Below are 24,442 nucleotides of genomic sequence, written 5' to 3' on the forward strand. Positions count from 1 at the left end.
CCGCCCCGGGCGCGTAGGCTCGTAGACATGGCGGAGGCTGTGCGTGGTGAACTGCTCGGGCCCCTCAGGGTGTTGCGGGAGGGACGGGAGCTGCCCCTGGGCCCACCCAGGCAACGGGCCGTGCTGGCGGTGCTGTTGGTCCAGGAGGGGCGGCCGATCACCTTCGGGTCGCTGGTCGACGCGGTGTGGGGGGACTCCCCGCCGGCGCAGGTGCGCAACCTGGTGCAGAAGTACGTCTCGGGCATCCGGCGCGCCCTGGGCGCTGAGGCGGGGCCGAGGTGGACCGGCAGCGGCTATGTGCTGACCGGGGTGGCGATGGACGATCTGGCGGAGCGCCGGGAGCTGTTGGCGCGCGCGGCGCACGCCAGGGGCGCGGGGGAGCTGGCCCACGCCGAGGAGTGGGCGGCGCGCGCCGAGGCGCTGTGGCGCGGGGAGTTCGCCGAGGGGCTGGCCGGGCCGCTGCTGGCGGCCGAGCGCAGGCGCTGGGCCGAGAAGCGCCTGCTGATCCTGGAGGCCAGGATGGAGGGGCTGGTGGAGCGCGGCCGGTACCAGGAGTGCGTGCACGAGCTGATGCGGCAGGTGGCGGCGCACCCGCTGCGGGAGCGGCTGGTGTGGCTGCTGATGCTGGCGCTGTACCGGGGCGGCCGGTCGGCGGACGCGCTGCTGACGTACGAGGAGACGCGGGTGCGGATGGCGCGGGAGCTGGGCTGCGACCCGGGGCCCGAGCTACGCGCCCTGCACCAGCGCGTCCTGCGTCAGGATCCGGCCCTCTCCCCCGGTTCGACGCTGGTCTCCTGAGCGTTGGCCTCGTGCCTCCGGTCCAGGGCGCTGAGCGCCCGGCGGGCCATGGGGTGGGTGCGGACCAGGCCGGCGAGGGTGGTCGAGCCGCGGGTGATCTGGGTGAACGCGGCCCACGCCGGCCGGAAGCCGACGAGCGCGGTGTGGAACAGCTTCGGCCGGTGGGAGAACGCGGTCAGCAGCCGGCGGCCGACGCCCATCTCCACGCCGAGGCCCGACTTGATGGCGAAGGTGTAGTTGAGCGCCTGGCGGCGGGCGTCCACCGCGTCCGGCGCCTCGGCGATGCGCACCGCCCACTGGCCGGCGAGCCGTCCGGAGCGCAGCGCGAAGGAGATGCCCTCCCTGGTCCAGGGCTCCAGCAGCCCGGCCGCGTCCCCGCAGACCAGGACCCGCCCCCGGGAGAGCGGGGAGTCCTCGGTGCGGCAGCGGGTGAGGTGCCCCGAGGAGACGCTGGGTTCGAACCCGGCGAGGCCGAGCCGGCCGATGAGGTCCTCCAGATAGCGCTTGGTCGCCGCGCCCTCGCCCCGGGCGGAGATGACGCCGACGGTCAGGGTGTCGCCCTTGGGGAAGACCCAGCCGTAGGAGCCGGGCAGCGGGCCCCAGTCGATCAGGACCCGGCCGCGCCAGTCGTCGGCGACCTCGGGCGGCACCGGGATCTCCGCCTCCAGGCCGAGGTCCACCTGGTCAAGACGGACCCCGACGTGCGCGCCTATCCGGCTGGCGCTGCCGTCGGCGCCGACGACCGCCCTGGTCAGCACGGTCTCGCCGCCGGCCAGGACGACCGCGACGGTCCGCCGGTCGGGCACGGCGGGCCCGTGCTGCTCGACGCGGGAGACGGTGACGCCGGTGCGCAGCCGGGCGCCGGCCTTGACGGCGGCCTGGGTCAGGCGCTCGTCGAACTCGGGTCTGTTGACCAGGCCGAAGAGCATCCGCTTGGAGCGGCGGGTGCGGGTCAGCCGGCCGTTGAGCGAGAACGTGACGGCGTGCACCCGGTCGCGCAGCGGCAGTTCGAAGCCCGGCGGCAGCGCGTCGCGGGTGGGGCCGATGATGCCGCCGCCGCACGTCTTGTAGCGGGGCAACTCGGCCTTCTCCAGCAGCAGTACGCGCCGGCCGGCCTCCGCGGCGGCGCGGGCGGCCGACGAGCCGCCGGGCCCGGCCCCCACCACGACGACATCCCAGACGGTCCGGTCCTCGGCTTCGTTGTCGCTGCTCACGATGTGCCCGTGCTCCCCGATACGGTCGTGCTTGCCTCGCCGCTGTGCATCCTAGTGCGGGGTGATCGCCGGCGTTTCCCGGGCCGACCGCCGGGCCGGGGCGTTGTCGGTGCCCTGTGGCATCATCGGCCGCACCGATGTTCGGACACGGTGTACCGAATGCCGTGCGCCGACGCCACGCCAGGTCCCGCGTGCGCCGACCGCCGCCCGTCCGAGGAGAGTTCCATGCCGCACATTCCGCAGCACGCCGACATCGCCGCGACGGTCGCCGCCGCCCTGCCGGGGGCCAGGGGGGAGTTGGCGGAGCTGGTGGCGTTCCGCTCGGTCGCCGACCCGGAGCAGTTCCCGGTCGAGGAGTGCCGGGCGGCGGCCCGCTGGGTGGCGCGGGCGTTGGAGGCCGAGGGCTTTCCCGAGGTCGAGGTGGTGGAGACGCCGGACGGCACGGAGTCGGTGATCGGCCATCTGCCGGGCCCCGAGGGCGCGCCGACGGTGCTGCTGTACGCGCACTACGACGTGCAGCCCCCGTTGGACGAGGCGGCGTGGACCTCGCCGCCGTGGGAGCTGACCGAGCGCGCCGGCCGCTGGTACGGGCGGGGCGCTGCGGACTGCAAGGGCGGGCTGATGATGCACCTGCTGGCGCTGCGCGCGCTGCGGGCCAACGGCGGCGTCCCGGTGGGCGTCAAGGTGGTGGCCGAGGGCTCCGAGGAGCAGGGCACCAGCGGTCTTGAGGAGTACGCGCGGGCGCATCCGGAGGTGATGGCCGCCGACGTGCTGGTGATCGGCGACACGGGCAACGTGCGGGCGGGTCAGCCGACGGTGACGGCCAGTCTGCGGGGGATGGCCGTGCTGACGGTCGCCGTGGAGACGTTGGAGGGGAACCTGCACTCGGGCGCGTTCGGCGGGGTGGCGCCCGACGCGTTGGCGGCGCTGGTGCGGATGCTCGACTCGCTGTACGACGCGGGGGGTTCGCTGGCGGTCGACGGGCTGGAGGCGGGCGGCGCCTGGTCGGGCGCGGAGTACCCGGAGGAGGACTTCCGTGCCGACGCGGGGGTGTTGGAGGGGGTGGAGCTGGTCGGCTCGGGTTCGGTGGCCGATCGGCTGTGGGCCAGGCCCTCGTTGACGGTCATGGGCATCGACTGCCCGCCGGTGGTGGGCGCGACGCCCTCGGTGCAGGCCGGGGCGCGGGCGATGCTGGGGCTGCGGGTGCCTCCGGGGACGGGGGCGCGGGAGGCGGCCGACCTGGTGGAGGCGCATCTGCGGGCCAGGGCTCCGTGGGGTGCGCGGGTGACGGTGGAACGGCAGGGCGAGGGGGCGGCGTTCCGGGCGGACGTGGAGAGCCCCGCGTACGAGGCGATGGCGTCGGCGATGCGGGACGCCTACGACGGCACGGAGATGGCGGTGGTCGGCCAGGGCGGTTCGATCCCGCTGACGGCGACGCTCGGCGGGCTGTACCCGGAGGCCGAGGTGGTGATGATCGGGCTGAGCGACGCGGCGGCCCGCATCCACGCGGTGGACGAGAGCGTCTCGCCCGAGGAGTTGGAGCGGATGTCGGTGGCCGAGGCGCTGTTCCTCGCGCGGTACGCGGCGTCCGTGGCGTAGGCGCCGGCCGGCCGCTTCCGGCCGGCGGCCGGCGGCCCGGGTGACGGGCGCGCGGCGCGCCGTCGCGGGTGCCGGGTCCGGTGCGCGTGGGCGTCGCCGCCCCGGCGGGAAGCTGTCGCGGGGCTCCGCACCGACCGGTGACCGGTCAGTGCGGTCACCGGTCGGTAGGGACGCGGTCTACCGGTTCGCGGCTTCGCGCGAGGCGGTCCGGTTCAGGTGGCCGACCGCGCGGCCCAGCGCGTTGCGCGCCGCGAGGCCCGGCCGGGTACGGGGCACCATGAGCCTGGAGAGCGGGCGGACGCGCCGCTGCCGCGGACGTATCTCACGGCGGAGCCGGGACTCGTAAGCGGCGAAGGCGCCGGCGTGATCACCGGGGTGGGCGGCGAGCTCTTCCGCGAGGGCGTACGCGCCCGCCATCGCCATGCTGGACCCGTCGCCCAGCAGGGCTGTCGCCGCCGCCGCGTCCCCGAGCAGCACGACCCGCCCCTTGGACCACGAGGGCACCCGGACGGTGGTCAGGGGGTCGAAGAACGGCGCCGGGTGGTCGAGGAACGTCGCCACGAGTTCCGGTGCGCGCCAGGCGATGCCGGCGTAGGCGTCGGCCACGGTCCGCTTGTGGAGCGCGAGGTTCTTGCGGTCGTGGGGCGCCAGCGGTGCGGCCCGGAAGGTGAAGTTCGCGAGGGGGGTCTCCCGGGAGGGGTGGAGGACGAGCGTCCGGTTCGGCGCGGTCAGCATCGTCATCTCGCTCGGGTCCTCGATGGCGTCGGGTTCCAGCGGGACGGTCGCGCCGTACAGGCCGAGGTGGCTCGTGAACCGCTGCTCGGGGCCGAACACCAGTCGCCGCACGGTGGAGTGCGTCCCGTCGGCACCGACCACCAGGTCGAAGCGCCGGGGCGCGGACCGCCGGAAGGTGACGTCGACCCCGTCCTCGTCCTGGCCGAGGGCGGTGACCGTGTCGTCGAACACGAACTCGGCCTCGGTCCGTGCCGCCCCGTGGAGCACCTCGGACAGGTCGGCTCGCGTCACCTCGACCGTCGGCGCCTTGTCCGAGGTGAGCGGGAGCCGCAGGACGCGCCTGCCGGCGGGGTCGAGCAGGGTCAGCGACCGATTGCGGGTGGCGAGTTCGCGGATCCGCGGGAGAACGCCCATGTGCTGGGCGACCGGGATCGCGGGCCCCTTCACGACGATCGCGCTCCCGCCGGAGCGGAGCTGCCGGGCGTGTTCGACGACTGTCGGCCGGTATCCGATGTGGGAGAGCCAGTACGCGAGTGCGGGTCCCGCGATTCCGGCACCGACGACGAGCACCTCGGGCTTCTTCATGGCGGTGACCTCTCAGTGTGTCGATGACCAGTGCCCGGCGCGTGCCGGGCCGGGTCTCGGAGAGAGGCGGCCCGGGGCAGCACGACCGGGCAGGTACGAAATTTTTCGTACCTCAGTCGAGCACACCCCTCAGGTACGATGCAAGTCATACCTGAGAGGAGGTGCCGCGTGACCGGTACGCACCGGACGGACCCGGAGGCCGACGCGCTCGAACTCGGAGCGGTCCTGCGCGCCCTCGCCGACGCGCACCGCCGTGCGGTGATGGTGGAGTTGGCCGCCGACCGCGGCGACAGCGAGCGGGGCTGCAACTCCTTCGACCTTCCGGTCTCGAAGCAGACTCAGACCCACCACTTCCGGGTCCTGCGCGAGGCCGGCCTCATCGACGAGATCGACTACGGCAACCGCAAGGGCATCCGGCTGCGTCGCGCCGACGTCGAGAAGAGGTTCCCCGGACTGCTCGCACTCCTGGAGGCGGAGTCCGCTCGCCAGTCCGGCCGGGCCACAGGTGGTTGAGACAGAAGGCGGCCAACCGGCGACGGCGGCGGGACATCACCACCCACCCCGGCAGACGATCCACTCGCGGCCGGCGCGCGCACGCCGGCGACGGCACGCACCGGACCCGCGATCCGCACGTGCGTGCCGCACCGGGCTCAGTGGCGGGAGGCGCGGCGGCGCACGAGCATCGCGCCGCCGGCGACGGAGGCGACGGTGAGTCCGGCGCCGGCCAGCAGCATCGGCGCGAGCCCGGACTGGGTGCCGCCGACGCCGGCCTGGGCGCCGAGGCTGGGCTTGGCCGTCGAGGTGGCGGTGGGGGCGGCACTGGGCGTGGGCGTCGCCGTGGCCTCGGCGATGGTCAGCCGGGCGGTGGCGGTCCTGTTGCCGCAGGAGAAGACCACGTCGTACTGGGCGCCGCGGCGGGCGTCGGTGTCGACGGTGGTGCGGGCACTCTGGAGTTCCCCTGGGATCCCGAGGACGACGCGGTCGAAGACGGGTGACTCGGCGGTGGCCTCGTCCTCGGTGCAGCCGGTGACGGTGAGGTCGACGGCGCCGCCCGGGCGGACCGTGCCGGGCGAGACGCTGTAGCCGAAGTCGACGCTCTGGGCGGGCGCCGCGTCGTCGACCGCGTGGGCGGCCGGGGCGGCGGCCAGGGTGAGGGTGACGCCGAGCCCGGCGGCGGCCAGCGCGGTCCGTACTGTGCTCATCGGGGGACTCCTTTGTCGCGTGTGTCGCGGGTTTGCCTCGGGTTCCGTCACGGGGGCGGCAGCGGGTTCTGTCACGAATACGCCGGATATGGGGTGTTCCCCCATGGCCCGACCTAACCACGGTGACCGGGTGTCAACACCCCAGCGGGAGCGAACGGGTGAGCGTCCGACTCCGTTCGCGTCACTCGGCGCCGGTGAGCGTCGCGTAGACCACGACGTTGTCGCGGTAGCCGCCGGTGGCGGCCTCGAAGCTGCCGCCGCAGGTGAGGATGCGCAGCTCCGGCCGGTCGGTGTCGCGGTAGACGCGTTCGGGGAGTTGGTCCTTGGCGTAGACGGCGGTCTCGTAGACGGTGAAGGTCACCTCGACGCCGTCCTCGCGGACCACGTGCACGGTGTCGCCCGGAACCAGCTCGCCCAGCCCGTAGAAGACGGCCGGGCCGGCGGCGTTGTCGACGTGGCCGACGAGCACGGCGGTGCCGGCGGCGCCGGGGGCGGCGGCGTCGCGGAACCAGCCGGCGAGGTTGTCGACCTCCTGCGGCGGGGCGTCGACCCAGCCCTCGGGGTCGAGGCCGACGGAGGTCAGGGGCGCGTCGACGCCGATGGCGGGGATGGTGACCCAGGTCGGTTCGGCCCGCGCCAGCGGCGCGTGGGCGGCGCCGGTGGGCGGGGCGCCGGCCGCGCCCGGGCCGGGCCGGGGCGGGCCCTCGTCGGGGGCGGCCACGGCGCCGGCCATCATGGTCAGCCCGAGCGCGACGGTGCCGGCCATCAGGCCGAAGGCGGCGCGGGTGCCCCAGTTCAGGGGCTCGTCGGGGCAGGGTTCTTCCGGCCGGCGCGCGGCGGGCCGGTGCTCACCGAGACGCATGGTCACCGCCCGTGGGAGTCCTCCCCGTTGGTCCGGGGCCGTCGTCCCCACGCTAGGACGGGCGGGGCGGGCGCGCGATTCCGGCGGCTCCCCCGGACGCCGATCGGGTCAGGCGCCGATCGGGTGGCCGCGTTCCAGGTAGCGGGGGGCGCCCTCGGCGCGGGCCCGCAGCGCGGCGCGGAGCCGGTTGAACCGGCGGGCGTCCAGCAGCTGTTCGGCCTCGGCCTCGGTGACCAGGCGCCAGGCGCGGAGCTCGTCGGCGGGCAGTCGCAGTTCCTCCAGCCGTTCGGCGGGCAGCACGCCGCCGTCGAAGAGCAGCCGGATGCCGCCGAAGCCGCGCGCCCGGGGCGGCTCCCAGTCGATGACCAGCGGCGTGGGCTCCTTGCCCAGGGTCAGTCCCAGCTCCTCGACGATCTCGCGGGCAGCGGCCAGGGTGGGGGCCTCCCCCGACTCGACGACGCCGCCGGGAAACTCCCAGCCGGGCTTGTAGGTGGGGTCGACGAGCAGCACCCGGTCGCGTTCGTCGAAGAAGAGCACCCCGGCGGCCAGGGTCTCGGCGCGGGGCGGAGCGGTCTGCACGATGGGGCAGGCGCCGGCGCCGCTGCGCACGCCGTCGGCGAGCGCCTCGGCGGTCTGGCGCGGGGTCAGCTCGGAGGCGGCGACCGGGTGGGCGTCGCCGGTCAGCCAGGAGAGGGCCGCGTCGTACTGCGCGAGCCGGTCGAGGCAGCGGGCGCGGACGGCGTCGCCGTCGACGGCCGCCCGCTGCTCTATCCGCGCCCGGAGGAACGTTTCCTCTGTCTGGAGCAGGAAGTGGCGCACCGGGATGCGGCGGGCGGCGAGACCGCCGAAGATCTCGTCCCGGTACGCCTGGCTCAGCAGGCTCATCGGGGTGATCAACGGCCCCGGCAGCTCCGCGAGCAGCGCCGAGGCCGTGTCCACCACGAGGCTTCGCCAGGAGGGCAGGTCCTGGTAGTCGTCGACCTCGGCGAGCCGCTCCTTGGGGAGCATCCCGCGCAGCTGGTCGCCGATCCGCTCCGGCTCGAACAGGGTGCTGCCGGGCAGCAGATGGAGCAGTTCGTGCGCGGCCGTGGTCTTGCCGGCACCGAACGCGCCGTTCAGCCAGATGATCACGAACCCCCTCCTTCTTTGTCCAGGTGTCAGTTGCCCGCTTCACCCCGGGACAAAAACGTCCCGCTCTCCCGCCAGCTCACCGCCGCCGCGCCCACCAGCCCGGCGTCCGTGCCCAGTTGGGCCGGCACCACGTCGATGCCCTGGACGTACGGCAGCGTGGCGTACTCGGCCAACGCCCGCCGCACCGGCGCGAACAGCACCTCCCCCGCCTGGCTCACGCCGCCGCCGATCACCACCGTCTCCAGCTCGACCAGGGTGGCGGTGGCCGCGATCCCGGCGGCCAGCGCGCGGGCCGAACGGTCGAACGCCTCCCGCGCCACCGGGTCGCCGGCCGCCGCGGCAGCGGCCACCCCCGCCGTGGTCGTGTCCCCGCCCTGGTCGGCCGGGCGCCAGCCGGCGGCCAGGGCGTAGCGGGCGATGTTGGTGCCGCTCGCGATCCGCTCCACGCAGCCGCGCCCGCCGCAGGGGCAGAGGTCGCCGTTGAAGTCCACGCTGATGTGACCGATGTGGCCGGCGTTGCCCGTGGGGCCCGCGTAGAGCCGGTCGTCCACGATCAGGCCGCCGCCGACACCGGTGGAGACCACCATGCACAGCGCGTTCCGCCGCCCCCTGGCCGCGCCGCGCCAGTGCTCGCCCGCGGCGATGGCCGCGCCGTCCCCGACCAGGGTGACGGGCAGCTCTCCGACCACCCCGCGCACGCCCTCGACGAGGGGGAAGTCGCGCCAGACCGGGATGTTGACCGGGCTGACCGAGCCGAGCCTGGCGTCCAGCGGCCCCGCGCTGCCGATGCCCAGCGCCCGCACCCGGGCCCAGTCCCCGCTCCCGGTGAGGCTGGTGACCACGTCGGTCACCGCGCGCAGTACGGCGGCGGCCGACTCCCGGGCCGGGGTGGGGCGTTGCGCGCGGTGGAGCAGTTCCCCCTCGCCGGTCACCAGGGCCCCGGCGATTTTGGTGCCGCCGATGTCCACGGCGGCGACAAGATCAGTGGTCATGAGCGGAAAGCCTGGTCTGTGGGAGCACGGTTGTCCAGTCCGCTTGTCGCCTGCCGGGGGCAGGCCGGGGCGCGGCGCACTCCGCCGGGCGCCCCGCGGTGAGCCCGGTGCGCCCGTACGACTCGGCCTCGGTGAACGCCCCGCGGCGCGGCCCGCGGAGCGGGAAGCCTGCCGGGGCTCGCGCGGTCGCCGGCTCGTCGAGCGCCGCGCTGTGGTCGAACGTGCCGTCGTGCCGGGCGGCCGTGCGGTGACCGGGGTCACGTGGCGGCACGCCGTGTCATGCCGTGTTCATCCGACGACGACGTGTCGTCACGGAGGGTTGATCACCGGGCAAAGGCGCCGTAAACGCGGTCGCGGAGGCTGGAGTCACGGCGGAGGGGTTCCGCCGGTACCCGAGCGGAGGAGACCGACCATGGAGTACCACCACCTGCTGGCCGCGTTGGCGATGGAGCAGTGGAACGAGGACACGGGCAGCGGCCCGCCGCCCGTCGTCTCGGACCTGGAGGCGGACATGCGCGCCGGCCGCGGCGGCGGGCCGGCGCCCGAGCCGGTCCGCGCGGGCGCCCGGACCGGGCGGCTGCGGTCGCGGCTGCGACGAAGGCGGCCGGTCGTCGCCGCGACGCCGGCCCCCGCCACCTGACGGCCGCGGCGGCGCCGCGCCCCACGGGCACGGACGCCGCCGCGGTCGAGGGCCTCAGCCCTTGCGGGTGTTGACCTGCTCGGTGAGGGCGGGCACCACGTCGAAGAGGTCGCCGACGATGCCGTAGTCGACCAGCTCGAAGATCGGGGCGTCGGAGTCCTTGTTGATCGCCACGATGGTCTTCGAGGTCTGCATACCGGCCCGGTGCTGGATCGCGCCGGAGATGCCGGCGGCCACGTACAGCTGAGGGGAGACCGTCTTGCCGGTCTGCCCCACCTGGTGGGAGTGCGGGTACCAGCCCGCGTCCACCGCCGCGCGCGAGGCGCCGACCGCGCCGCCGAGGGAGTCGGCGAGGGCCTCGATCAGCGCGAAGTTCTCCGCGCCGTTGACGCCGCGTCCGCCGGAGACCACGATCGCGGCCTCGGTCAGCTCGGGGCGCCCGGTCGACTCGCGCGGGGTGCGGGAGACGACCTGGGTGCCGGTGGCCAGCGGGCCGAAGGAGACGGACAGCTCCTCGACGGTGCCGGCGGCCTGGGCGGGCTCGGGGGTCACCGCGTTGGGCTTGACGGTGATCACCGGGGTGCCCTGGGTGACGCGCGAGGTGGTCGTGTAGGCGGCGGCGAAGACCGACTGGCTGACCACCGGGCCCTCGTCGCCGGCGGCGATGTCGACGGCGTCGGTCAGCAGACCGGATTCGGTGCGCAGCGCGAGGCGGGCGGCGATCTCCTTGCCCTCGGGCGAGGAGGAGACCAGCACGACGGCCGGCGAGACGGCTTCGACGGCGGCCTGGAGGGCGTCGACCTTCGGCGCCACCAGGTAGTCGGCGAACTCGGGGGCGTCGGCGGCCAGTACGCGGGTCGCGCCGTGCTCGCCCAGGGTGGCGGCGGCGGACTCGGCGCCGGGGCCGAGGTGGACGGCGACGGGGTCGCCGAGGCGGCGGGCGAGGGTCAGCAGCTCCAGGGTGGGCTTGCGGACGGCGCCTTCCAGGTGGTCGACGAGGACGAGGACTTCAGCCATGGGTGCGTTCTCCAGCGGGTGGGATGAGGCGGGTCGGGGACTCTCGGGGCCGGCGGCGGCCCCGGGTGTCGCGCGGCGCGGTGTCAGACGAACTTGCGCTCGGCGAGGAAGGCGGCCAGCTTCTCGGCGCCGTCGCCCTCGTCGGTGACGACCTCGCCGGCGGTGCGCGCGGGGCGCGGGGTGGCCGACTCGACCTTCGTCCGGGAGCCCTCGGGGCCGACCTGCTCGGTCTCGATGTCCAGGTCCTCCAGGTCCAGGCTCTCCACCGGCTTCTTCTTGGCCGCCATGATCCCCTTGAACGAGGGGTAGCGGGCCTCGCCCGACTGGTCGGTGACCGAGACGACCGCGGGCAGCGCGGCCTGGAGCCGCTCGGTGGCGGCGTCCCCGTCGCGGCGCCCGGTGACCTTGCCCTCGGCCACGGAGACCTCCGACAGGAGGGTCACCTGGGGCACCTGGAGGCGCTCGGCGAGCAGCGCGGGCAGCACGCCCATGGCGCCGTCGGTGGAGGCCATGCCGCAGACGACCAGGTCGTAGCCGACGTGCTCGACGGCCTTGGCCAGCACCAGGGAGGTGGCGAAGACGTCGCTGCCGACGATGTCCTCGTCCTCGATGTGGACGGCCTTGTCGGCGCCCATGGACAGCGCCTTGCGCAGCGCGTCGTTGGCGTCCTCGGGGCCGGCGGTCACGACGGTGACCTCGGCGTCGTCGGCGTCCTCGGCGATCCGCAGGGCCTGCTCGACCGCGTACTCGTCCAGCTCCGACAGCAGCCCCTCGGACTCGCGGTCGGTGGTCAGGTCCTCGGTGAAGCCGCGGTCGCCCGTCGCGTCGGGTACGTACTTCACACAGACAACGATCTTCAAGCTCACGACGGCTCTCCTACAGCTAGTCGGTCCGCAACGGGCACTGGCAAGATCAACCCGGTAGTTACTCGCCAGTACACTAAAGGTATCCCCCTCGGGCAAGCATGTCTCACTGTGACATGGGATACGCCGGCACCCCCCTCGTGCCGCCGGAGGGCGGGCGGGCCCTCCCTTCGAGGTCAGCCGCCGATCGCCGCGCCCAGGGCGGCGATCACCTCCGGGCGCCGGGGCGCCCCCGCCGCCCGGACGACGACGCCCCCCGAGGCGTCCAGCACCAGCGTGGTGGGGGTGGCCCGCACGTCCAGGGCCCGCACCAGGGCGAGACGGGACTCGGCGTCGACCTCCACGTGGAGGACGCCCGGCACCAGGGCGGCGACGTCGGCCAGCACGGCGCGGGTGGCGCGGCAGGGTTGGCAGAAGGCCGTGGAGAACTGCACCAACGTGGCCCGCTCCCCCAGCGCCGCGACCCCGAGTGTCGCCGCGTCGAGACGGTCGGGCGCCGGCCCGCGTGCGTCGCTCATCGCGCTCCCCTCCGCCGCGCCCCGGGCGCCGTCGGTCCCGGTCGACCGGCGCGCCGTTCTCCGAGGTCCCGGCGTGGACAGCCTGCCAGAGCCGGCGCACCCCGCGGCGTGCCGTTCCCCAACTCCCCCGCGCCCGGGGCCGATCGCCGGCCGGGCGCGGAAGGCAGGGGTGGCGCGGGGTGGCGTTCCCCTCCGCTTTCGGGCACGATCGGGCGTCCCTGGAAGTTACGGTGGCGTAGGTTGCCACTTCGAAAGAGGTTCCTCGTATGGCAGAGTTCGTGTACCCGCCGGTCGTCGCTACCGCGCGGACCATGTTCAAGGTGCTCGACCTGCGCTTTGACATCACCGGCGAGGAGCATGTGCCGCGTCGGGGTGGCGCGGTGCTGGTCAGCAACCACATCGGCTATCTGGACTTCATCTTCGCCGGCTTCGCCGCCCGGCCGGCGAAGAGACTCGTCCGGTTCATGGCCAAGGACTCGATCTTCCGGCACCGGGTGTCGGGTCCCCTGATGCGGGCGATGAAGCACATCCCGGTGGACCGGGCGCGCGGCGACCAGGCGTTCGCACCGGCGCTCGACGCGTTGCGGTCGGGGGAGATCGTCGGGGTGTTCCCCGAGGCGACCATCTCGCCCTCGTTCACGTTGAAGAAGTTCAAGTCGGGTGCGGCGCGCATGGCGCAGCAGGCGGGGGTGCCGCTGCTGCCGGTCGCGCTGTGGGGGACGCAGCGGCTGTGGACCAAGGGGCGCAAGCGCGATCTGCGGCGCAACCACATCCCGATCACCATCAGGATCGGCGCGCCGATGGAGGCCGGCCCCGACGAGTCGGCGGCGGGCGTCACGGAGCGGCTGCGGGAGCGGGTGCAGCACCTGTTGGACGCCGCGCAGACCGCCTACCCGGACAAGCCGGAGAAGCCCGAGGACGCCTGGTGGCTGCCGGCGCACCTCGGCGGGACGGCGCCGCCGCCGGCCGCCGGGCTGGCCTGAGCGACGAGGGGGAGGGCGCCCGCGCGGGCGCCCTCCCCCTCTCGCGTCCCGCTTCCCGCGTGTGCGGGGGTCAGCCGCCGGTCTCGGCGCGGAGCGTGGCGAGGAAGCCGTCCACGTCCTCCTCCGTGGTGTCGAAGGAGCACATCCAGCGGACCTCGCCGTCCGCCTCGTTCCAGAAGTAGAACGGGTAGCGCTTCATCAGCCGGAGGCTGACCTCCCGCGGCAGCCGGGCGAAGACGGCGTTGGCCTGGACGGGGTGGCTGATCTCCACGCCGTCGACGCCCGCGGCGCCGTCGGCGAGCCGGCGGGCCATGGCGTTGGCGTGCCGGGCGCCGCGCAGCCACAGGTCGCCGGCGAGCAGCGCCTCCAGCTGGGCGGCGACGAAGCGGGTCTTCGACGGCAGCTGCATGGACAGCTTGCGGACGTGGAGCATCGCGCGGACCCGCTCGGGGGCGAGCACGACCACGGCCTCGCCGAAGAGCAGCCCGTTCTTGGTGCCGCCGAACGACAGCACGTCCACGCCGACATCGGTGGTGAACGCGGACAGCGGCAGGTCCAGGGCGGCGGCGGCGTTGGCGAGCCGGGCCCCGTCGAGGTGGACGGCCATGCCGCGCGCGTGGGCGAACTCGGCGACGGCCGCGATCTCCTCGGGGGTGTAGACGGTGCCCAGCTCCGTGCTCTGGGTCAGCGAGACGACCTGCGGGGTGGCGCGGTGCTCGTCGTCGAAGCCGAACGCCTCGCGCGCCACCAGCTCCGGGGTGAGTTTGGCGCCCGGCGCCTCGACGGGCAGCAGCTTGAGGCCGCCGACGCGTTCGGGGGCGCCGCACTCGTCGGTGTGGATGTGGGCGTGGGCGGTGCAGACGACCGCGCCCCAGCGGTCGGTGAGGGCCTGGAGGCCGACGACGTTGGCGCCGGTGCCGTTGAAGACGGGGTAGACCTCGGCGCGGGGGCCGAAGTGGCCGCGCATGATCTCGCCGAGGTGGGCGGTGTAGGCGTCGGCGCCGTAGGCGGACTGGTGGCCGCCGTTGGCCAGGGCGAGCGCGGCGAGCACCTCGGGGTGGGCGCCGGAGTAGTTGTCCGACGCGAAGCCCCGCAGCGCGGGGTCGTGGTGGCGGGTGGCGTCGGTGTGCGGGGCGGTCACGGCTTCGGGGTGAGCCACAGGCGGGTTCCGTTCACTTCCTGGGTCGGGGTGGTCCACAGCCGGCTGACGGCGTCGGCGAGCTCGGTGACGTCGGTGAAGCCGGCGAACCTCGCCTTCGGCTTCTCGGCGCGCATCGCCTCGGTGACCAGGGCCTTGACCACCAGCACGGTGGCGGCGGCCGGTGGCGGGGCGTCGCCGTCCGCGGCCTTGCGGAAGGCGTCGGCCAGGGCCAGGGTCCACGCCTCGGCGGCGGCCTTGGCGGCGGCGTAGGCGGCGTTGCCCGCGGTCGGCTTGCTGGCTCCGGCGGCGCTGACCAGGGCGAAGCGACCGTTGCCCGAGCGTTCCAGCGGGCCGTGGAAGGCGAGCGAGGTGTGCTGGACGGTGCGCACCAGCAGGTCGTGCAGCGCGTCCCAGTCGGCCAGGTCGGTCTCGGCGAAGCCGGCCGAGCCGCGCCAGCCGCCGACCAGGTGGACCAGGCCGTCGACGCGGCCGAACTCGCGCTCGGTCTTCTCCGCCCAGGCGCGGGCGGACTCCGGGCTCAGCAGGTCGACGGTGTCGCCGACGACGGTGGCGCCGCCGTGCGCGAAGCGGGCGGCGTCGACGCCCTGCGCCAGCCGCGCCGGGTCGGCGTCGGCGGCGACGACGGTCGCGCCGGCCTGGGCGAGCCGCAGCAGGGTGGCGTGCCCGGCGGGGCCGCCGGCGCCGGCGACGGCGACCACGGCGCCCTCCAGCGCGCCACCGGCCCTGGGGGTCTCACCGGTGATGGGGGTGTTCATCCTCGTCTCCTCGTCGATTCCCTCGTGCCCGGCGGCGTTCCGCGCCGGTCAGGCGGCCTGTTCGCCGGCCCGTTCGGCGGTGATGCCCCGGGTGGACTCGATCACCTTACGGAGCTTGCGGCTCAGCGCCTCGTAGAAGAGGCTCAGCGGGAACTCGTCGGGCAGCACCTCGTCGACGAGCCTGCGGGGCGGCTGGGTGAGGTCGAGGGCGTCGGGGCCCTTGGCCCAGACGGAGCCGGGGTGCGGGGAGAGGTAGGCGGCGACCAGGTCGTATGCCTTGAGCCAGTGGACGATCTTGGGGCGGTCGATGCCGCGCCGGTAGAGCGTCTCGATCTCCTCGCGCAGCGCGGCGGTAACCTCGCGGGCGCGGTCCCAGTCGACGGTGAGCCGGTTGTCCCGCCAGCGCAGCGCGTCGTGCTGGTGCAGGTAGGCGAAGAGCAACTGGCCGCCGAGACCGTCGTAGTTGCGCACCCGGGCGCCGGTGACGGGGAAGCGGAAGAGGCGGTCGAGCAGCACCGCGTACTGCACGTCGCGGCCCTGCGGGTAGCCGTCGTCGGCGAGTTTGCCGGCCTCGTGGAAGGCGGTGAGGTCGCAGCGCAGCTCCTCCAGGCCGTACATCCAGAACGGCTGCCGCTGCTTGATCATGAACGGGTCGAACGGCAGGTCGCCGTGGCTGTGGGTGCGGTCGTGGACCATGTCCCAGAGCACGAACGTCTGCTGGCAGCGCTGCTGGTCGGCGACCAGCCCCTCGGCGTCCTCGGGCAGGGCGAGGCTGGTGACCTCGCAGGCGGCGCCGACCACGCGGCGGAAGCGGGCGGCCTCGCGGTCGCAGAAGATGCCGCCCCAGGAGAAGCGCGCGGGGGCCTCGCGCACGGCGATGGTCTCGGGGAAGAGGACGGCCGAGTTGGTGTCGTAGCCGTCGGTGAAGTCCTCGAAGGTGATGCCGAGGAAGAGCGGGTTGTCGTAGCGGGTGCGCTCCAGCTCGGCGAGCCAGTCCGGCCAGACGACGCGCAGGACGACCGCCTCCAGGTTGCGGTCGGGGTTGCCGTTCTGCGTGTACATGGGGAAGACGACCAGGTGCTGACGGCCGTCGACGCGCTCGGCCGTGGGGCGGAAGGCGAGCAGGGAGTCCAGGAAGTCCGGCACGCCGAAGCCCGTCTCGGCCCAGCGGCGCAGGTCGGAGACGAGCGCGCGGTGGTAGTCCGCGTCGTGCGGCAGCAGCGGGGTCAGTCGCTCCACCGCGTCGGCGATCGACTCGATCCTCCGGGTCAACTCGGCGCGTTCCGGGGCGTCTTCGGCGTCCAGGTCGATGGAGCCGTCCTTCGCCTGGGCCGGCCGGATCGCGGCGACCGCGTCACGCAGCACGGGCCACGCGGGATGTGCGATCACGCGGTCCGCCGTCGATCCCTCGCCCTCCGCCGCGATCGACGCAAGACTTTCCGTCATGTCCCACCCTCCACAGAAGATTATCCGTTGAGATAACGGTATCCGCTGAAGATTGGCCGATCAACCGGTCGGGAGGAACCCTGGGTAGGGTGACGGCCATGGGGCCGCTGCTGACCGTGGGACACCGTGGGCTGATGGGTGTCGAGCCGGAGAACACCCTGCGTTCCTTCCGCCGCGCGCGGCGTGAGGGACTGGACGCGGTGGAGCTGGACCTCCACCTGAGCCGGGACGGCACGCTGGTGGTGATGCACGACGCGCGGGTGGACCGCACCACCGACGGGCGCGGCGCGATCGCCGAGCTCTCGCTGGGCGAGCTGCGCCGGCTGGACGCGGGCCTGGGCGAGCGGGTGCCCACCGTGCGGGAGGTGGTGACCGAGATCGGGGGGCACCTTCAGCTGGAGATCAAGGACGTGGCCGCCGCCAGGGAGTTGGCCGCGCTGGTCGCCGCGTGCGACCTGGGCGGACGCGTCACCGTCATCTCGTTCCACGACACCGCGCTGGCCGCGTTCGCCGAGGAGCTGCCCGGGGTGCCGCGCGGTCTGGTCACCGGGACCTCGACGGCCACGGCCCCGGAGCGGGCGGCGGCGCTCGGCTGCGGCCTGGTCTCCTGCGAGCTGGCGTGGCTCACGCCCGAGGTGGTGGAACGCTGCCGGGCGGCGGGTCTTGAGGTGCTCGGCTGGACGGTCAACACCGACCGGGAGCTGGCGCGGGCGCGCCAGCTGGGCCTGGACGGGGTGGTGACCGACCGGCCCGAGATCGTGCGGGAGGTCAGGGCAGCGGCTTGACCAGGACGACGAACTCCAGGTCGGGGCGGCGCGGCACGCCGAACCGCTGGTCGCCGTAGGGGAACGGCAGCCGCTCGCCGGTGAGCCGGAAGCCGCGCCGCTCGTACCAGGCGATCAGCTCGGGACGCACCGAGACCACCTGCATGACCATGCGCGCGGCGCCCCACCGGCGCACCGCCCTGGCCTCGGCCTCGGCCAGCACCCGGCGCCCGACGCCCGCGCCCTGGAGGCCGGGGCTGACGGCGAACATCCCGAAGTACGCGGCGAGGGTGCCGTCCGGCTCGGGGCTGCGCCTGAGGTGGCAGCAGGAGACCAGCCGGCCCTCGTGGCGCACGGTCAGCAGCACGCTGTCGGGGTCGGCGACGACCTCGCGCACGGCCTCGGGATCGGTGCGCTGGCCGTCCAGGTAGTCGGCCTCGGTGGTCCAGCCGGCCCGGCTGGCCTCCCCCCGGTAGGCGGACTCCACCAGCGCCACCACCTCGGGCACGTCCGCCTCGCCCGCGATACCGAACATCAGCTCCGCCGTCGTCGTCACGCCCCGCATCCTAACGACCGGGCCGCGCCCCCCGCGCCCCCGTGCGCCGCCGTGGGGCACGGCGTGCGCGGGCAGCATCCGCCGGGGGGACCGGACGCGTCGGGGAGGCGGGATGGACGGGCCCGAGCTGGTGTGCTGGCTCCTGGTCGCGGTCTGCGGGGGCGCCGGCGCCTGGTGCCTGGCCCGGCTGCGCCGGGCGGCGCCCGGCGGCCGTCAGGGGCCGGCGCTGGAGGCCGCGATGGGGCTGGCCATGGCGCTGATGGCGGCCGGGATGGCCGGCGGCCCCGCGGCGCCGGACTGGGTGCTGGTCGCGGTGAGCGCGGCGACGGTGGCGGGCGCGCTGCCGCCGCTGGGGCTGCGGGCGCGGCACCGGGCGCACCACGCGGTGGAGGGCGCGGGGATGCTCTACATGGCGTGGGCAATGGCCGGCGGGGCGCACGGCGCGCACGCGGCCCACGGCGCGGGCGCCGGCGTGCCCGCACTCACGGGGGCGCTTCTGCTGTACTGCGCGCTCCACGTGCTGCGCACCGCGCCCCGACTCGTTCCGGCCGGCCCGGGCGCGGAGCCGGCCGCGCCGGGTGGCGATCCCGGCGGTGGGCGCGGCGGTGGGCGCGGCGACGAGGACGAGGTGGCGGTGGCCTGTCGGCTGGCCCTCACGGTGGGGATGGCGGCCATGCTGCTGGCCATGTGAGCGGCCGGGGTCGGGTGAGGCGTTGCTCACGCCGGTGTCCACCGGTGCGAGGGCGGCCCGGCGGGGCTCTAGGCTGGTGCCATGGTGATCACCATCACGCTGCTGGTGCTGGGCGGCCTGACCGCCGCGGTGGCCCCCCGGGTGCTGGCGCGGGGCGCGTGGGCCGACCGGGAGCCGGTGTTGGCCCTGTGGATGTGGCAGTGCGTGGTGGCCGCCGTGCTGCTGTGCTGCGTGCTGGCCATGGCGCTCTCCGGCGCCGCCGGGTGGGGCGCGGTGCGCGGCGGGCTCTTCGCCCCCGCGCCGGCGCAGGTGGTGGACGCCTACGCGCTGCACCCCGACGGGGACCGGCTGGCGGCGGCGACGGCGTTGCTGCTGGCCTGCGGCGGGCTGTGGACGGCGGTGGCGCTGACCCGCGAGGTGCGCCGGGCCCGGACCCAACGGCGGCGCAGGCGCGCCGAGTTGCTGACCCGTTCCCCGTCGCTGCCCGGCGAGGCCGCGCGGTCGGCCGAGCCGCTGGTGGTGCTGGAGGACGAGCGCCCCGACGCCTGGCTGCTGCCGGGCTCCCCGCCCCGGCTGGTGATCACCACGGCGGCGCTCCGCAGGCTGAACCGCCGGCAGCTGGACGCCGTGCTGGCGCACGAGCGCGGCCACGCGCGGGCGCGTCACCACTGGCTCCAGCACTGCGCCGGCGCGTTGGCCAGCGGCTTCCCCGGCGTTCCGGTCTTCGAGGCGTTCCGGGCACAGGTGCACCGGCTGGTGGAGCTGAGCGCCGACGACATGGCCTCCCGTCGCTTCGGCAGGCTGACGACGGCGCTGGCGCTGGTGGGGCTGAACGAGGAGCGCGGCGTCTTCGGCTGCCACGAGCACGGGGACGTCCCGCGCCGCGTCAACCGGCTGCTGGAGCCGGAGCGGCGCCTGACCCCGGCGCGGCGGCTGCGGCTGACGGCGGCGGTCACGCTGGTGCCGCTCGTACCGCTGCTGGTGGCCTTCGCCCCCGGCCTCAACGCCCTGGCCTGACGCCGGTGCCGCGGGGCGCGTGCCGCTGGTGCGAGCCACCCCGAGGGGAAAGAATCGGGGCATGACGATCAGGGGTGTGCTCTTCGACTTCTCAGGGACCCTGCTGCGGATCGAGCCGGCGCCGAACTGGCTGCGTGTCGGGCTGGAGCGCGTCGGCGTCGAGGTCGCCCCGGCGGAGCTGCGGCGGCTCGCGGCGGAGCTGGAGCGGGCCGGGGCGCTGCCGGGAGGCTCGGAGCCGGAGGAGATCCCGCCGGAGCTGCACGGGCTGTGGGACGCGCGGGACATCGACGCGGCGGGCCACCGGCGGCTGTATGTGACGTTGTCCCGGCGGGTGGAGTTGCCGGGGCCGCCGGAGTTGCACGAGGTGCTGTACGACCGGCACATGGAGCCGGACGCCTGGCGGCCCTACCCGGACACCGGTCCTGTGCTGGCGCGGTTGCGCGAGCGCGGGGTGCCGGTGGCGGTGGTGAGCAACATCGGCTGGGACCTGCGGCCGGTCTTCGCGGCGCACGGGCTGTCGGAGTGGGTGGACGCCTTCGCGCTGAGCTTCGAGCACGGGGTGAAGAAGCCGGACCCGCCGCTGTTCGCCCGGGCCTGCGGGGAACTGGGCGTGGCGCCGCAGCAGGCGCTGATGGTGGGCGACAACGCCTCGGCCGACGGCGGGGCCGCCGCGCTGGGCTGCGCCGTGCACCTGGTGCGGCATCTGCCGGCGGACCAACGTCCCGGGGATCTGCTGCCGGTGCTCGACCTGGTGGGCTGAGCCGGGCCCGGGCTCCGGCCGGGTCTCGCCGAGGGGCGGCTCGCTGGCGGTATCGGACGGTCCCCCGCGCCGCCCGATACCGCCACCGGCCTGGCTTCGCCCATGGCCGGGCGAAGGTCTGGCTGTCCGGCTGAGTATATTGGCTGCCAGCCAGTCAACGGGAGCCCAGCATGTCGCCTCGAAGCTCATCGGTCAATGAGGAGATGCGTCGACGTTCCCGCGAGCGGCTCCTCCAGGCGACCGTCGAGCTGGTCGCCGAGCGCGGCTACGAGGCCACGACCTTGGGGGATATCGCCGACCTGGCGGGCGCGGCCCGCGGGCTGATCTCCTACTACTTTCCGGGGAAACGTCAGCTTCTCCAGTCGGCCGTCCACCGCCTGATGCACAGGACGCTGGACGCCGCGCTGGAGCGGGAGCCGGCGCCCTCGGGGCCCGAGGCGGGCGCGGAGCGGCTGGCGCGGGCGATCGACGCGATCCTCGGGCTGGCGGCCGACCAGCCGGTGCTGATGCGGGCGCACATGGCGGGGCTGTTGCAGTACGAGGGGTTCATCCAGTGCGCGGAGCAGCAGCGGCTGGCGTTCCTGCTGCGTGAGACGGTCGTCGCGTTCGGCTCGACCGACCCGGACACCGACTACCGGGTGCTGCGCGCGCAGCTGATGGGCTCGGTGGTGGCACAGCTGCTGCCGGGGGCACCGATGCCCCCGGCGCGGCTGCGCGCGGAGCTGTTCGCCCGCTACGGGCTGGCGTGGGAGCGGGGGGTGCCGCCGGGCGAGCTGCCGCCCGGCGGCCCCCTGGGCCCGGGGTCGGCTCAGCGGTAGGTGGGCTGGGTCTGCGCGTTCAGCTCGTCGAGGTGGACGCGGCGGGCCGGGTCGGTGCGGCGGTCGTCGATCCGCAGCACGTCGAGGCCCTTCTGGTCGTTGGAGTAGACGTGGCCGTTGTAGTAGTAGGCCGACCAGCTGCCGCCGAAGGCGAGTTCGTCCCCGTTGACCGGGCCGCGCTCGAAGTAGCCGATCTCGCGCGGGTTGTCCGAGTCGGTGAACTCCCAGACGGAGACGCCGCCCTGGTACCAGGACTGGACCATGATGTCCCGTCCCGGCACGGGGATCAGCGAACCGTTGTGGGCGACGCAGTTCTCGGTCTGGGACTGGTGGCGCGGGATCTTGTAGTAGCTCTGGAAGGAGAGGGCGCGGTTGTGGCCCCGGCCGGTGACGTGGTAGATGCCGTTGGCGCCGAACTCGTCGCCCACGGTGGCGTCGCAGGTGGGCGCGCCGCCGCCGCCGAGCTCGTCGGTGAAGACGATCTTGCTTCCGTCCTGGCTGAAGGTGGCCGAGTGCCAGAAGGCGAAGTGCTCGGCGTCCTGCACCCGGTCCAGCACGCGGGGCCGGTCGGGCCGGGAGATGTCCATCAGGATGCCGTCGCCCATGCAGGCGCCGGCGGCCAGGTCGAGGGCCTGGTAGACGGTGATGTCGTGGCAGCCGGTGGTGGCCGAGCCGTCCTCGTCGCCGGGGAACCCGCCGTCGGGGAAGAGCACCTCGAAGCGGGAGAGCGCGGCGCGCTCGGGGGCGTGCCGGGGCACCTTCACGATGGAGATCCCGTCGTGCGGCGGCTGGCAGTCGGGGAACGACGCGTCCGGCGCGTAGGACGAGACGTAGACGTAGACGTCGCGCCGCTCCGGCACCAGGGTGTGGGTGTGGGAGCCGCAGGCGGTCTCGACGGCGGAGACGTAGCGCGGCGCGCGGACGTCGCTGATGTCGAAGACGCGGATGCCCTCCCAGGAGTCGGCCTCGGTCGCCGGCTGGCTCTCGCTGGAGCAGGAGTCGTCGCTGCGCGAGGAGTCCACGGACAGGAAGAGCAGGTCGCCGGTCACGGAGATGTCGTTCTGCGCTCCGGGGCACAGGACCTGGGTGACCAGCCGGGGTGAGCTGGGGCGGCTGATGTCGTAGACGACGAAGCCGTCGTAGTTGCCGGCGAAGGCGTAGTCGCCCTGGAAGGCGATGTCGCTGTTGGTGCCCGAGAGTCCCTCCTCCCTCGGGATGTTGGCGAGCTGCGTGATGTTGTCGCTGTGCACGATCTCGTCGACGCCGGGTATCCCGTCGTCGCCGGCGGCTCCGGAGCGCTCGCCGGCCCCCTCCGTGCTCTCCACCTCGGTGGTGGGGTCCCGGTCCGGGTCGGGGGTGGCGGCGGCGGGCCCCGCCAGGACCAGGGTGGCCAGCAGCCCGGTGAGCGCGGCCGACAGGCCGATCCTCCTCCGGCGTCGGCGTGCTCGATGGAACGGTGTCACGTCTTTCCTCCGGTTTCCGCAGGGGTGACCGCGGTGTTGGCGCCCGAGTGCGTACCCTTCAGTATGGATAGCTACATGTACATATCAATATTGGCAACAAAACTGTCATCTCCCGTAACAGGAGGCTCCCGTTGACGGACCGTCCGCGCACCGCGCTCCGCCGCATCCGTTCCCTCGCCCCGACGGCCGCCCTGGCGCTCGCGCTCTGCGCGGGGGCGACCGCGTGCGGCGGGGGCGGTTCCGCCTCGGCGAACGAGGAGGGTCCGCAGGTCATCGCGCCGGGCGCGCCCGGGGACGACGCCGAGACGCTGAGTCCCGAGGAGGCGGCCGAGCGGCTGCCGGAGGCCGGGGAGCCGGACGCGGCCGACATCGCCTACATGCACATGATGATCACGCACCACGGCCAGGCCCTGGAGATGAGCGACCTGGCGCTCGCCCACGCCGAGGAGAACGGGGTGCGGGGCATCGCCGAACGCATCAGGGTCTCGCAGGCGCCCGAGATCGAGGTGATGCGCGCCTGGTTGACCGAGCGGGGCGAGGACGACGGCGGGCACCACGGGGAGCACGGAGAACACGGGGAGCACGGGGAGCACGGCGGGGACGGGGAGACGCCGGGGATGGCCTCGCCCGAGGAGCTGGCCCAGCTGTCGGAGGCCAGGGGTGCGGAGTTCGACGCGCTCTTCCTGGAGTTGATGGTCCGCCACCACGAGGGCGCGGTGGCGATGGCGGGCGAGGTGCTGGGCACCACGACGGACCCGTCCGTCGAGCAGCTGGCCACGGACGTGATCGCCACGCAGAGCACGGAGATCGACCGGATGGGCCGACTGGCCTGACCGGCCGGGCGGCGCGCTCGGTCCCGCGCGCCGCCCGGCCGGGGGTCAGTCGCGGGTGAGGCGGTAGGTCATGCTGTCCACGACGACACAGGCGCCGGGGGACATGACGATCACCCGCAGCGTTTCCGTGCGGCGGTCGTAGTCGACGCCCTGCGCCTCGTACTCGCCGGAGCAGGCGCTGCGCAACGGGAGTTGGCGCAGGGCCGTGACCGCGCCGTCGACGTCCGCGCCGTCGACGGCTTCGGCGAGGTCGACCTGGAGCAGCGGCTTGGTCGTGCCGAAGAGGCTGCCCTCGGGGTCGTCGGACGAGCACAGCAGCGTGGTGGCGTCCTGGAAGTCGCAGCCCTGCACGTCGCGGACGGGGCGGTCGAGGTGGACGGTCGCGGCCTGCGGCAGGTCCTCGGAGGGCGAGGTGTCGGGGTGGATGCCCGGCGCCGGGAAGACGAGGAAGCGGTCCATGGTGCCCCACTCGCCGGAGAGCATCCACTGGCCGTCAGGGGTGAGGGCGACCCAGGAGTTGTTGGACGCCTCGTCCGGGCCGAGCCGGTGGACGTACTCGGCCCAGTCGCCCGACGGGTTCTGGACCCGGTACATCTTGGTGTCGCCGTCGTCGCGCTGGTAGGGCTCGATGTAGTGGCCGTCGTAGGAGGCGTCGGGGTCGCCGACGTGGGTCCAGCCGCGGGTGAGCACGTCGAACGGGATGGTGCCGATGCCGGTGTAGCGGTTGGCGCTGTTCGCGGGGACCTCGACGGAGGCGAGCCCCTGGCTCTCGGTCAGCGGGTCGGCGCGGTCGGAGCCGACCTCGTTCCAGGCGTCGGCGGTGGGCGCGGGGTCGGCGGCGGGGGTGGCACTGGCCGCGACGGGCGGCGCCGCGGCGAGCCCGGCGGCGAGGGCGAGGGCGGCGAGCAGGCCGGTCGCGGCGACGGGGCGGCGGCGTGGGGCGCGGGGGGACATGGGGACGGGGGCTCCTCGGTGGTGGGGGAACTCTCGCCCGAGAGTCTTCCCCGCCGAGGGAGGCATGTACAGACCAACTCGGCC

At 74.5% G+C, this 24,442-nt stretch carries 26 protein-coding genes; 11 read left to right on the top strand and 15 right to left on the bottom strand.

Going from position 1 to position 24,442, the window contains the following annotated elements; all coding sequences use genetic code 11:
- Positions 1-27: 27 nt before the first annotated feature.
- Complete coding sequence (locus tag FH715_RS19840) at positions 28-798, top strand: AfsR/SARP family transcriptional regulator (protein WP_139647227.1); 771 nt, start codon at positions 28-30, stop codon at positions 796-798.
- On the opposite strand, the gene FH715_RS19845 is transcribed toward FH715_RS19840, so the two are convergent.
- Positions 756-2,012, bottom strand: a complete 1,257-nt coding sequence (locus FH715_RS19845; RefSeq protein WP_139647230.1) for a geranylgeranyl reductase family protein — start codon at positions 2,010-2,012, stop codon at positions 756-758. The two genes, FH715_RS19840 and FH715_RS19845, sit on opposite strands and share 43 nt — an antisense overlap.
- Before the next feature lie 225 nt (positions 2,013-2,237).
- Here FH715_RS19845 and FH715_RS19850 point away from each other — a divergent pair, with 225 nt between their 5' ends.
- A complete protein-coding gene (locus tag FH715_RS19850; RefSeq protein ID WP_139647232.1) occupies positions 2,238-3,611 on the top strand; it encodes a dipeptidase in 1,374 nt (457 codons plus the stop codon).
- Between the two features lie 177 nt (positions 3,612-3,788).
- On the opposite strand, the gene FH715_RS19855 is transcribed toward FH715_RS19850, so the two are convergent.
- On the bottom strand, positions 3,789-4,931 hold the full coding sequence (locus tag FH715_RS19855) for an FAD-dependent monooxygenase (protein ID WP_139647234.1): 1,143 nt from the start codon (positions 4,929-4,931) through the stop codon (positions 3,789-3,791).
- A gap of 138 nt (positions 4,932-5,069) precedes the next feature.
- On the opposite strand from FH715_RS19855, the gene FH715_RS19860 reads away from it, so the two are divergent.
- Entirely contained in the window at positions 5,070-5,444 is a 375-nt protein-coding gene (locus FH715_RS19860) for an ArsR/SmtB family transcription factor (RefSeq protein WP_139647236.1), read from the top strand.
- A 137-nt stretch (positions 5,445-5,581) separates the two neighbouring features.
- Here the strand turns inward: FH715_RS19860 and FH715_RS19865 are convergent, their stop codons facing one another.
- The 4 genes from FH715_RS19865 to FH715_RS19880 all read right to left on the bottom strand — a co-directional run bounded on the left by FH715_RS19865 (position 5,582) and on the right by FH715_RS19880 (position 9,118).
- Positions 5,582-6,133: a hypothetical protein gene (locus FH715_RS19865; RefSeq protein ID WP_139647238.1), complete on the bottom strand. Its 552-nt coding sequence runs from the start codon at positions 6,131-6,133 to the stop codon at positions 5,582-5,584.
- A gap of 181 nt (positions 6,134-6,314) precedes the next feature.
- Positions 6,315-6,995, bottom strand: coding sequence for a class F sortase (locus tag FH715_RS19870; protein ID WP_246108863.1), 681 nt, complete (start codon positions 6,993-6,995; stop codon positions 6,315-6,317).
- A gap of 108 nt (positions 6,996-7,103) precedes the next feature.
- A complete protein-coding gene (locus tag FH715_RS19875; RefSeq protein WP_139647240.1) occupies positions 7,104-8,126 on the bottom strand; it encodes an NUDIX hydrolase in 1,023 nt (340 codons plus the stop codon).
- Between the two features lie 26 nt (positions 8,127-8,152).
- Positions 8,153-9,118, bottom strand: a complete 966-nt coding sequence (locus FH715_RS19880; RefSeq protein ID WP_139647241.1) for an ROK family protein — start codon at positions 9,116-9,118, stop codon at positions 8,153-8,155.
- Between the two features lie 412 nt (positions 9,119-9,530).
- Here FH715_RS19880 and FH715_RS19890 point away from each other — a divergent pair, with 412 nt between their 5' ends.
- Positions 9,531-9,758 carry a hypothetical protein gene (locus FH715_RS19890; protein ID WP_139647244.1) on the top strand — a complete coding sequence of 76 codons (228 nt, stop codon included), beginning with the start codon at positions 9,531-9,533 and terminating at the stop codon, positions 9,756-9,758.
- A gap of 54 nt (positions 9,759-9,812) precedes the next feature.
- On the opposite strand, the gene FH715_RS19895 is transcribed toward FH715_RS19890, so the two are convergent.
- The 3 genes from FH715_RS19895 to FH715_RS19905 all read right to left on the bottom strand — a co-directional run bounded on the left by FH715_RS19895 (position 9,813) and on the right by FH715_RS19905 (position 12,156).
- Positions 9,813-10,775 carry an electron transfer flavoprotein subunit alpha/FixB family protein gene (locus tag FH715_RS19895; RefSeq protein ID WP_139647246.1) on the bottom strand — a complete coding sequence of 321 codons (963 nt, stop codon included), beginning with the start codon at positions 10,773-10,775 and terminating at the stop codon, positions 9,813-9,815.
- Positions 10,776-10,858: 83 nt separating this feature from the next.
- Positions 10,859-11,641: an electron transfer flavoprotein subunit beta/FixA family protein gene (locus FH715_RS19900; protein ID WP_139647248.1), complete on the bottom strand. Its 783-nt coding sequence runs from the start codon at positions 11,639-11,641 to the stop codon at positions 10,859-10,861.
- 173 nt (positions 11,642-11,814) lie between these two features.
- Positions 11,815-12,156 carry a TlpA family protein disulfide reductase gene (locus FH715_RS19905; RefSeq protein ID WP_139647250.1) on the bottom strand — a complete coding sequence of 114 codons (342 nt, stop codon included), beginning with the start codon at positions 12,154-12,156 and terminating at the stop codon, positions 11,815-11,817.
- Between the two features lie 266 nt (positions 12,157-12,422).
- Between FH715_RS19905 and FH715_RS19910 the strand changes: the two genes are divergently transcribed.
- Complete coding sequence (locus FH715_RS19910) at positions 12,423-13,139, top strand: lysophospholipid acyltransferase family protein (protein WP_139647252.1); 717 nt, start codon at positions 12,423-12,425, stop codon at positions 13,137-13,139.
- A 70-nt stretch (positions 13,140-13,209) separates the two neighbouring features.
- On the opposite strand, the gene FH715_RS19915 is transcribed toward FH715_RS19910, so the two are convergent.
- The 3 genes from FH715_RS19915 to FH715_RS19925 are packed head-to-tail and all read right to left on the bottom strand — an operon-like array spanning position 13,210 to position 16,502.
- Entirely contained in the window at positions 13,210-14,280 is a 1,071-nt protein-coding gene (locus FH715_RS19915) for a threonine aldolase family protein (protein ID WP_139647457.1), read from the bottom strand.
- Complete coding sequence (locus FH715_RS19920; protein ID WP_139647254.1) at positions 14,277-15,056, bottom strand: SDR family NAD(P)-dependent oxidoreductase; 780 nt, start codon at positions 15,054-15,056, stop codon at positions 14,277-14,279. The genes FH715_RS19915 and FH715_RS19920 overlap by 4 nt, the downstream gene beginning before the upstream one ends.
- Positions 15,057-15,104: 48 nt before the next feature.
- Entirely contained in the window at positions 15,105-16,502 is a 1,398-nt protein-coding gene (locus FH715_RS19925; RefSeq protein WP_139647256.1) for a DUF6421 family protein, read from the bottom strand.
- 98 nt (positions 16,503-16,600) lie between these two features.
- Between FH715_RS19925 and FH715_RS19930 the strand changes: the two genes are divergently transcribed.
- On the top strand, positions 16,601-17,287 hold the full coding sequence (locus FH715_RS19930; protein ID WP_246108854.1) for a glycerophosphodiester phosphodiesterase: 687 nt from the start codon (positions 16,601-16,603) through the stop codon (positions 17,285-17,287).
- On the opposite strand, the gene FH715_RS19935 is transcribed toward FH715_RS19930, so the two are convergent.
- Entirely contained in the window at positions 17,271-17,831 is a 561-nt protein-coding gene (locus FH715_RS19935; protein WP_139647258.1) for a GNAT family N-acetyltransferase, read from the bottom strand. The two genes, FH715_RS19930 and FH715_RS19935, sit on opposite strands and share 17 nt — an antisense overlap.
- 103 nt (positions 17,832-17,934) lie before the next feature.
- Here FH715_RS19935 and FH715_RS19940 point away from each other — a divergent pair, with 103 nt between their 5' ends.
- The 4 genes from FH715_RS19940 to FH715_RS19955 all read left to right on the top strand — a co-directional run bounded on the left by FH715_RS19940 (position 17,935) and on the right by FH715_RS19955 (position 21,108).
- Entirely contained in the window at positions 17,935-18,513 is a 579-nt protein-coding gene (locus FH715_RS19940) for a DUF5134 domain-containing protein (RefSeq protein WP_139647260.1), read from the top strand.
- A gap of 81 nt (positions 18,514-18,594) precedes the next feature.
- Positions 18,595-19,530, top strand: coding sequence for a M56 family metallopeptidase (locus FH715_RS19945; RefSeq protein ID WP_139647262.1), 936 nt, complete (start codon positions 18,595-18,597; stop codon positions 19,528-19,530).
- Positions 19,531-19,591: 61 nt separating this feature from the next.
- A complete protein-coding gene (locus tag FH715_RS19950) occupies positions 19,592-20,290 on the top strand; it encodes an HAD family hydrolase (RefSeq protein WP_139647263.1) in 699 nt (232 codons plus the stop codon).
- Between the two features lie 170 nt (positions 20,291-20,460).
- Positions 20,461-21,108 (top strand): TetR/AcrR family transcriptional regulator, encoded by a 648-nt coding sequence (locus FH715_RS19955; protein WP_139647266.1) that lies wholly within the window; start codon positions 20,461-20,463, stop codon positions 21,106-21,108.
- Here FH715_RS19955 and FH715_RS19960 read toward each other — a convergent pair.
- Entirely contained in the window at positions 21,099-22,571 is a 1,473-nt protein-coding gene (locus FH715_RS19960; protein WP_139647268.1) for an LVIVD repeat-containing protein, read from the bottom strand. The two genes, FH715_RS19955 and FH715_RS19960, sit on opposite strands and share 10 nt — an antisense overlap.
- Positions 22,572-22,702: 131 nt before the next feature.
- Here FH715_RS19960 and FH715_RS19965 point away from each other — a divergent pair, with 131 nt between their 5' ends.
- The gene (locus FH715_RS19965; protein WP_139647270.1) at positions 22,703-23,404 is read left to right on the top strand and encodes a DUF305 domain-containing protein; all 702 of its coding nucleotides are present in this window, start codon (positions 22,703-22,705) and stop codon (positions 23,402-23,404) included.
- A 45-nt stretch (positions 23,405-23,449) separates the two neighbouring features.
- Here FH715_RS19965 and FH715_RS19970 read toward each other — a convergent pair whose 3' ends face one another.
- A complete protein-coding gene (locus FH715_RS19970) occupies positions 23,450-24,358 on the bottom strand; it encodes a hypothetical protein (RefSeq protein WP_139647272.1) in 909 nt (302 codons plus the stop codon).
- Positions 24,359-24,442 lie beyond the last annotated feature (84 nt).

Source organism: Streptomyces sedi, from assembly GCF_006335015.1.
Classification (GTDB): domain Bacteria; phylum Actinomycetota; class Actinomycetes; order Streptomycetales; family Streptomycetaceae; genus Streptomyces; species Streptomyces sedi.

Coding starts and splice junctions, on each gene's coding strand:
- FH715_RS19840 (WP_139647227.1), top strand. CDS start 28: ATGGCGGAGGCTGTGCGTGGTGAACTGCTCGGGCCCCTCAGGGTGTTG.
- FH715_RS19850 (WP_139647232.1), top strand. CDS start 2,238: ATGCCGCACATTCCGCAGCACGCCGACATCGCCGCGACGGTCGCCGCC.
- FH715_RS19855 (WP_139647234.1), bottom strand. CDS start 4,931: ATGAAGAAGCCCGAGGTGCTCGTCGTCGGTGCCGGAATCGCGGGACCC.
- FH715_RS19860 (WP_139647236.1), top strand. CDS start 5,070: ATGCAAGTCATACCTGAGAGGAGGTGCCGCGTGACCGGTACGCACCGG.
- FH715_RS19865 (WP_139647238.1), bottom strand. CDS start 6,133: ATGAGCACAGTACGGACCGCGCTGGCCGCCGCCGGGCTCGGCGTCACC.
- FH715_RS19870 (WP_246108863.1), bottom strand. CDS start 6,995: ATGCGTCTCGGTGAGCACCGGCCCGCCGCGCGCCGGCCGGAAGAACCC.
- FH715_RS19880 (WP_139647241.1), bottom strand. CDS start 9,118: ATGACCACTGATCTTGTCGCCGCCGTGGACATCGGCGGCACCAAAATC.
- FH715_RS19890 (WP_139647244.1), top strand. CDS start 9,531: ATGGAGTACCACCACCTGCTGGCCGCGTTGGCGATGGAGCAGTGGAAC.
- FH715_RS19895 (WP_139647246.1), bottom strand. CDS start 10,775: ATGGCTGAAGTCCTCGTCCTCGTCGACCACCTGGAAGGCGCCGTCCGC.
- FH715_RS19905 (WP_139647250.1), bottom strand. CDS start 12,156: ATGAGCGACGCACGCGGGCCGGCGCCCGACCGTCTCGACGCGGCGACA.
- FH715_RS19910 (WP_139647252.1), top strand. CDS start 12,423: ATGGCAGAGTTCGTGTACCCGCCGGTCGTCGCTACCGCGCGGACCATG.
- FH715_RS19920 (WP_139647254.1), bottom strand. CDS start 15,056: ATGAACACCCCCATCACCGGTGAGACCCCCAGGGCCGGTGGCGCGCTG.
- FH715_RS19925 (WP_139647256.1), bottom strand. CDS start 16,502: ATGACGGAAAGTCTTGCGTCGATCGCGGCGGAGGGCGAGGGATCGACG.
- FH715_RS19930 (WP_246108854.1), top strand. CDS start 16,601: ATGGGGCCGCTGCTGACCGTGGGACACCGTGGGCTGATGGGTGTCGAG.
- FH715_RS19935 (WP_139647258.1), bottom strand. CDS start 17,831: ATGCGGGGCGTGACGACGACGGCGGAGCTGATGTTCGGTATCGCGGGC.
- FH715_RS19940 (WP_139647260.1), top strand. CDS start 17,935: ATGGACGGGCCCGAGCTGGTGTGCTGGCTCCTGGTCGCGGTCTGCGGG.
- FH715_RS19945 (WP_139647262.1), top strand. CDS start 18,595: ATGGTGATCACCATCACGCTGCTGGTGCTGGGCGGCCTGACCGCCGCG.
- FH715_RS19950 (WP_139647263.1), top strand. CDS start 19,592: ATGACGATCAGGGGTGTGCTCTTCGACTTCTCAGGGACCCTGCTGCGG.
- FH715_RS19955 (WP_139647266.1), top strand. CDS start 20,461: ATGTCGCCTCGAAGCTCATCGGTCAATGAGGAGATGCGTCGACGTTCC.
- FH715_RS19970 (WP_139647272.1), bottom strand. CDS start 24,358: ATGTCCCCCCGCGCCCCACGCCGCCGCCCCGTCGCCGCGACCGGCCTG.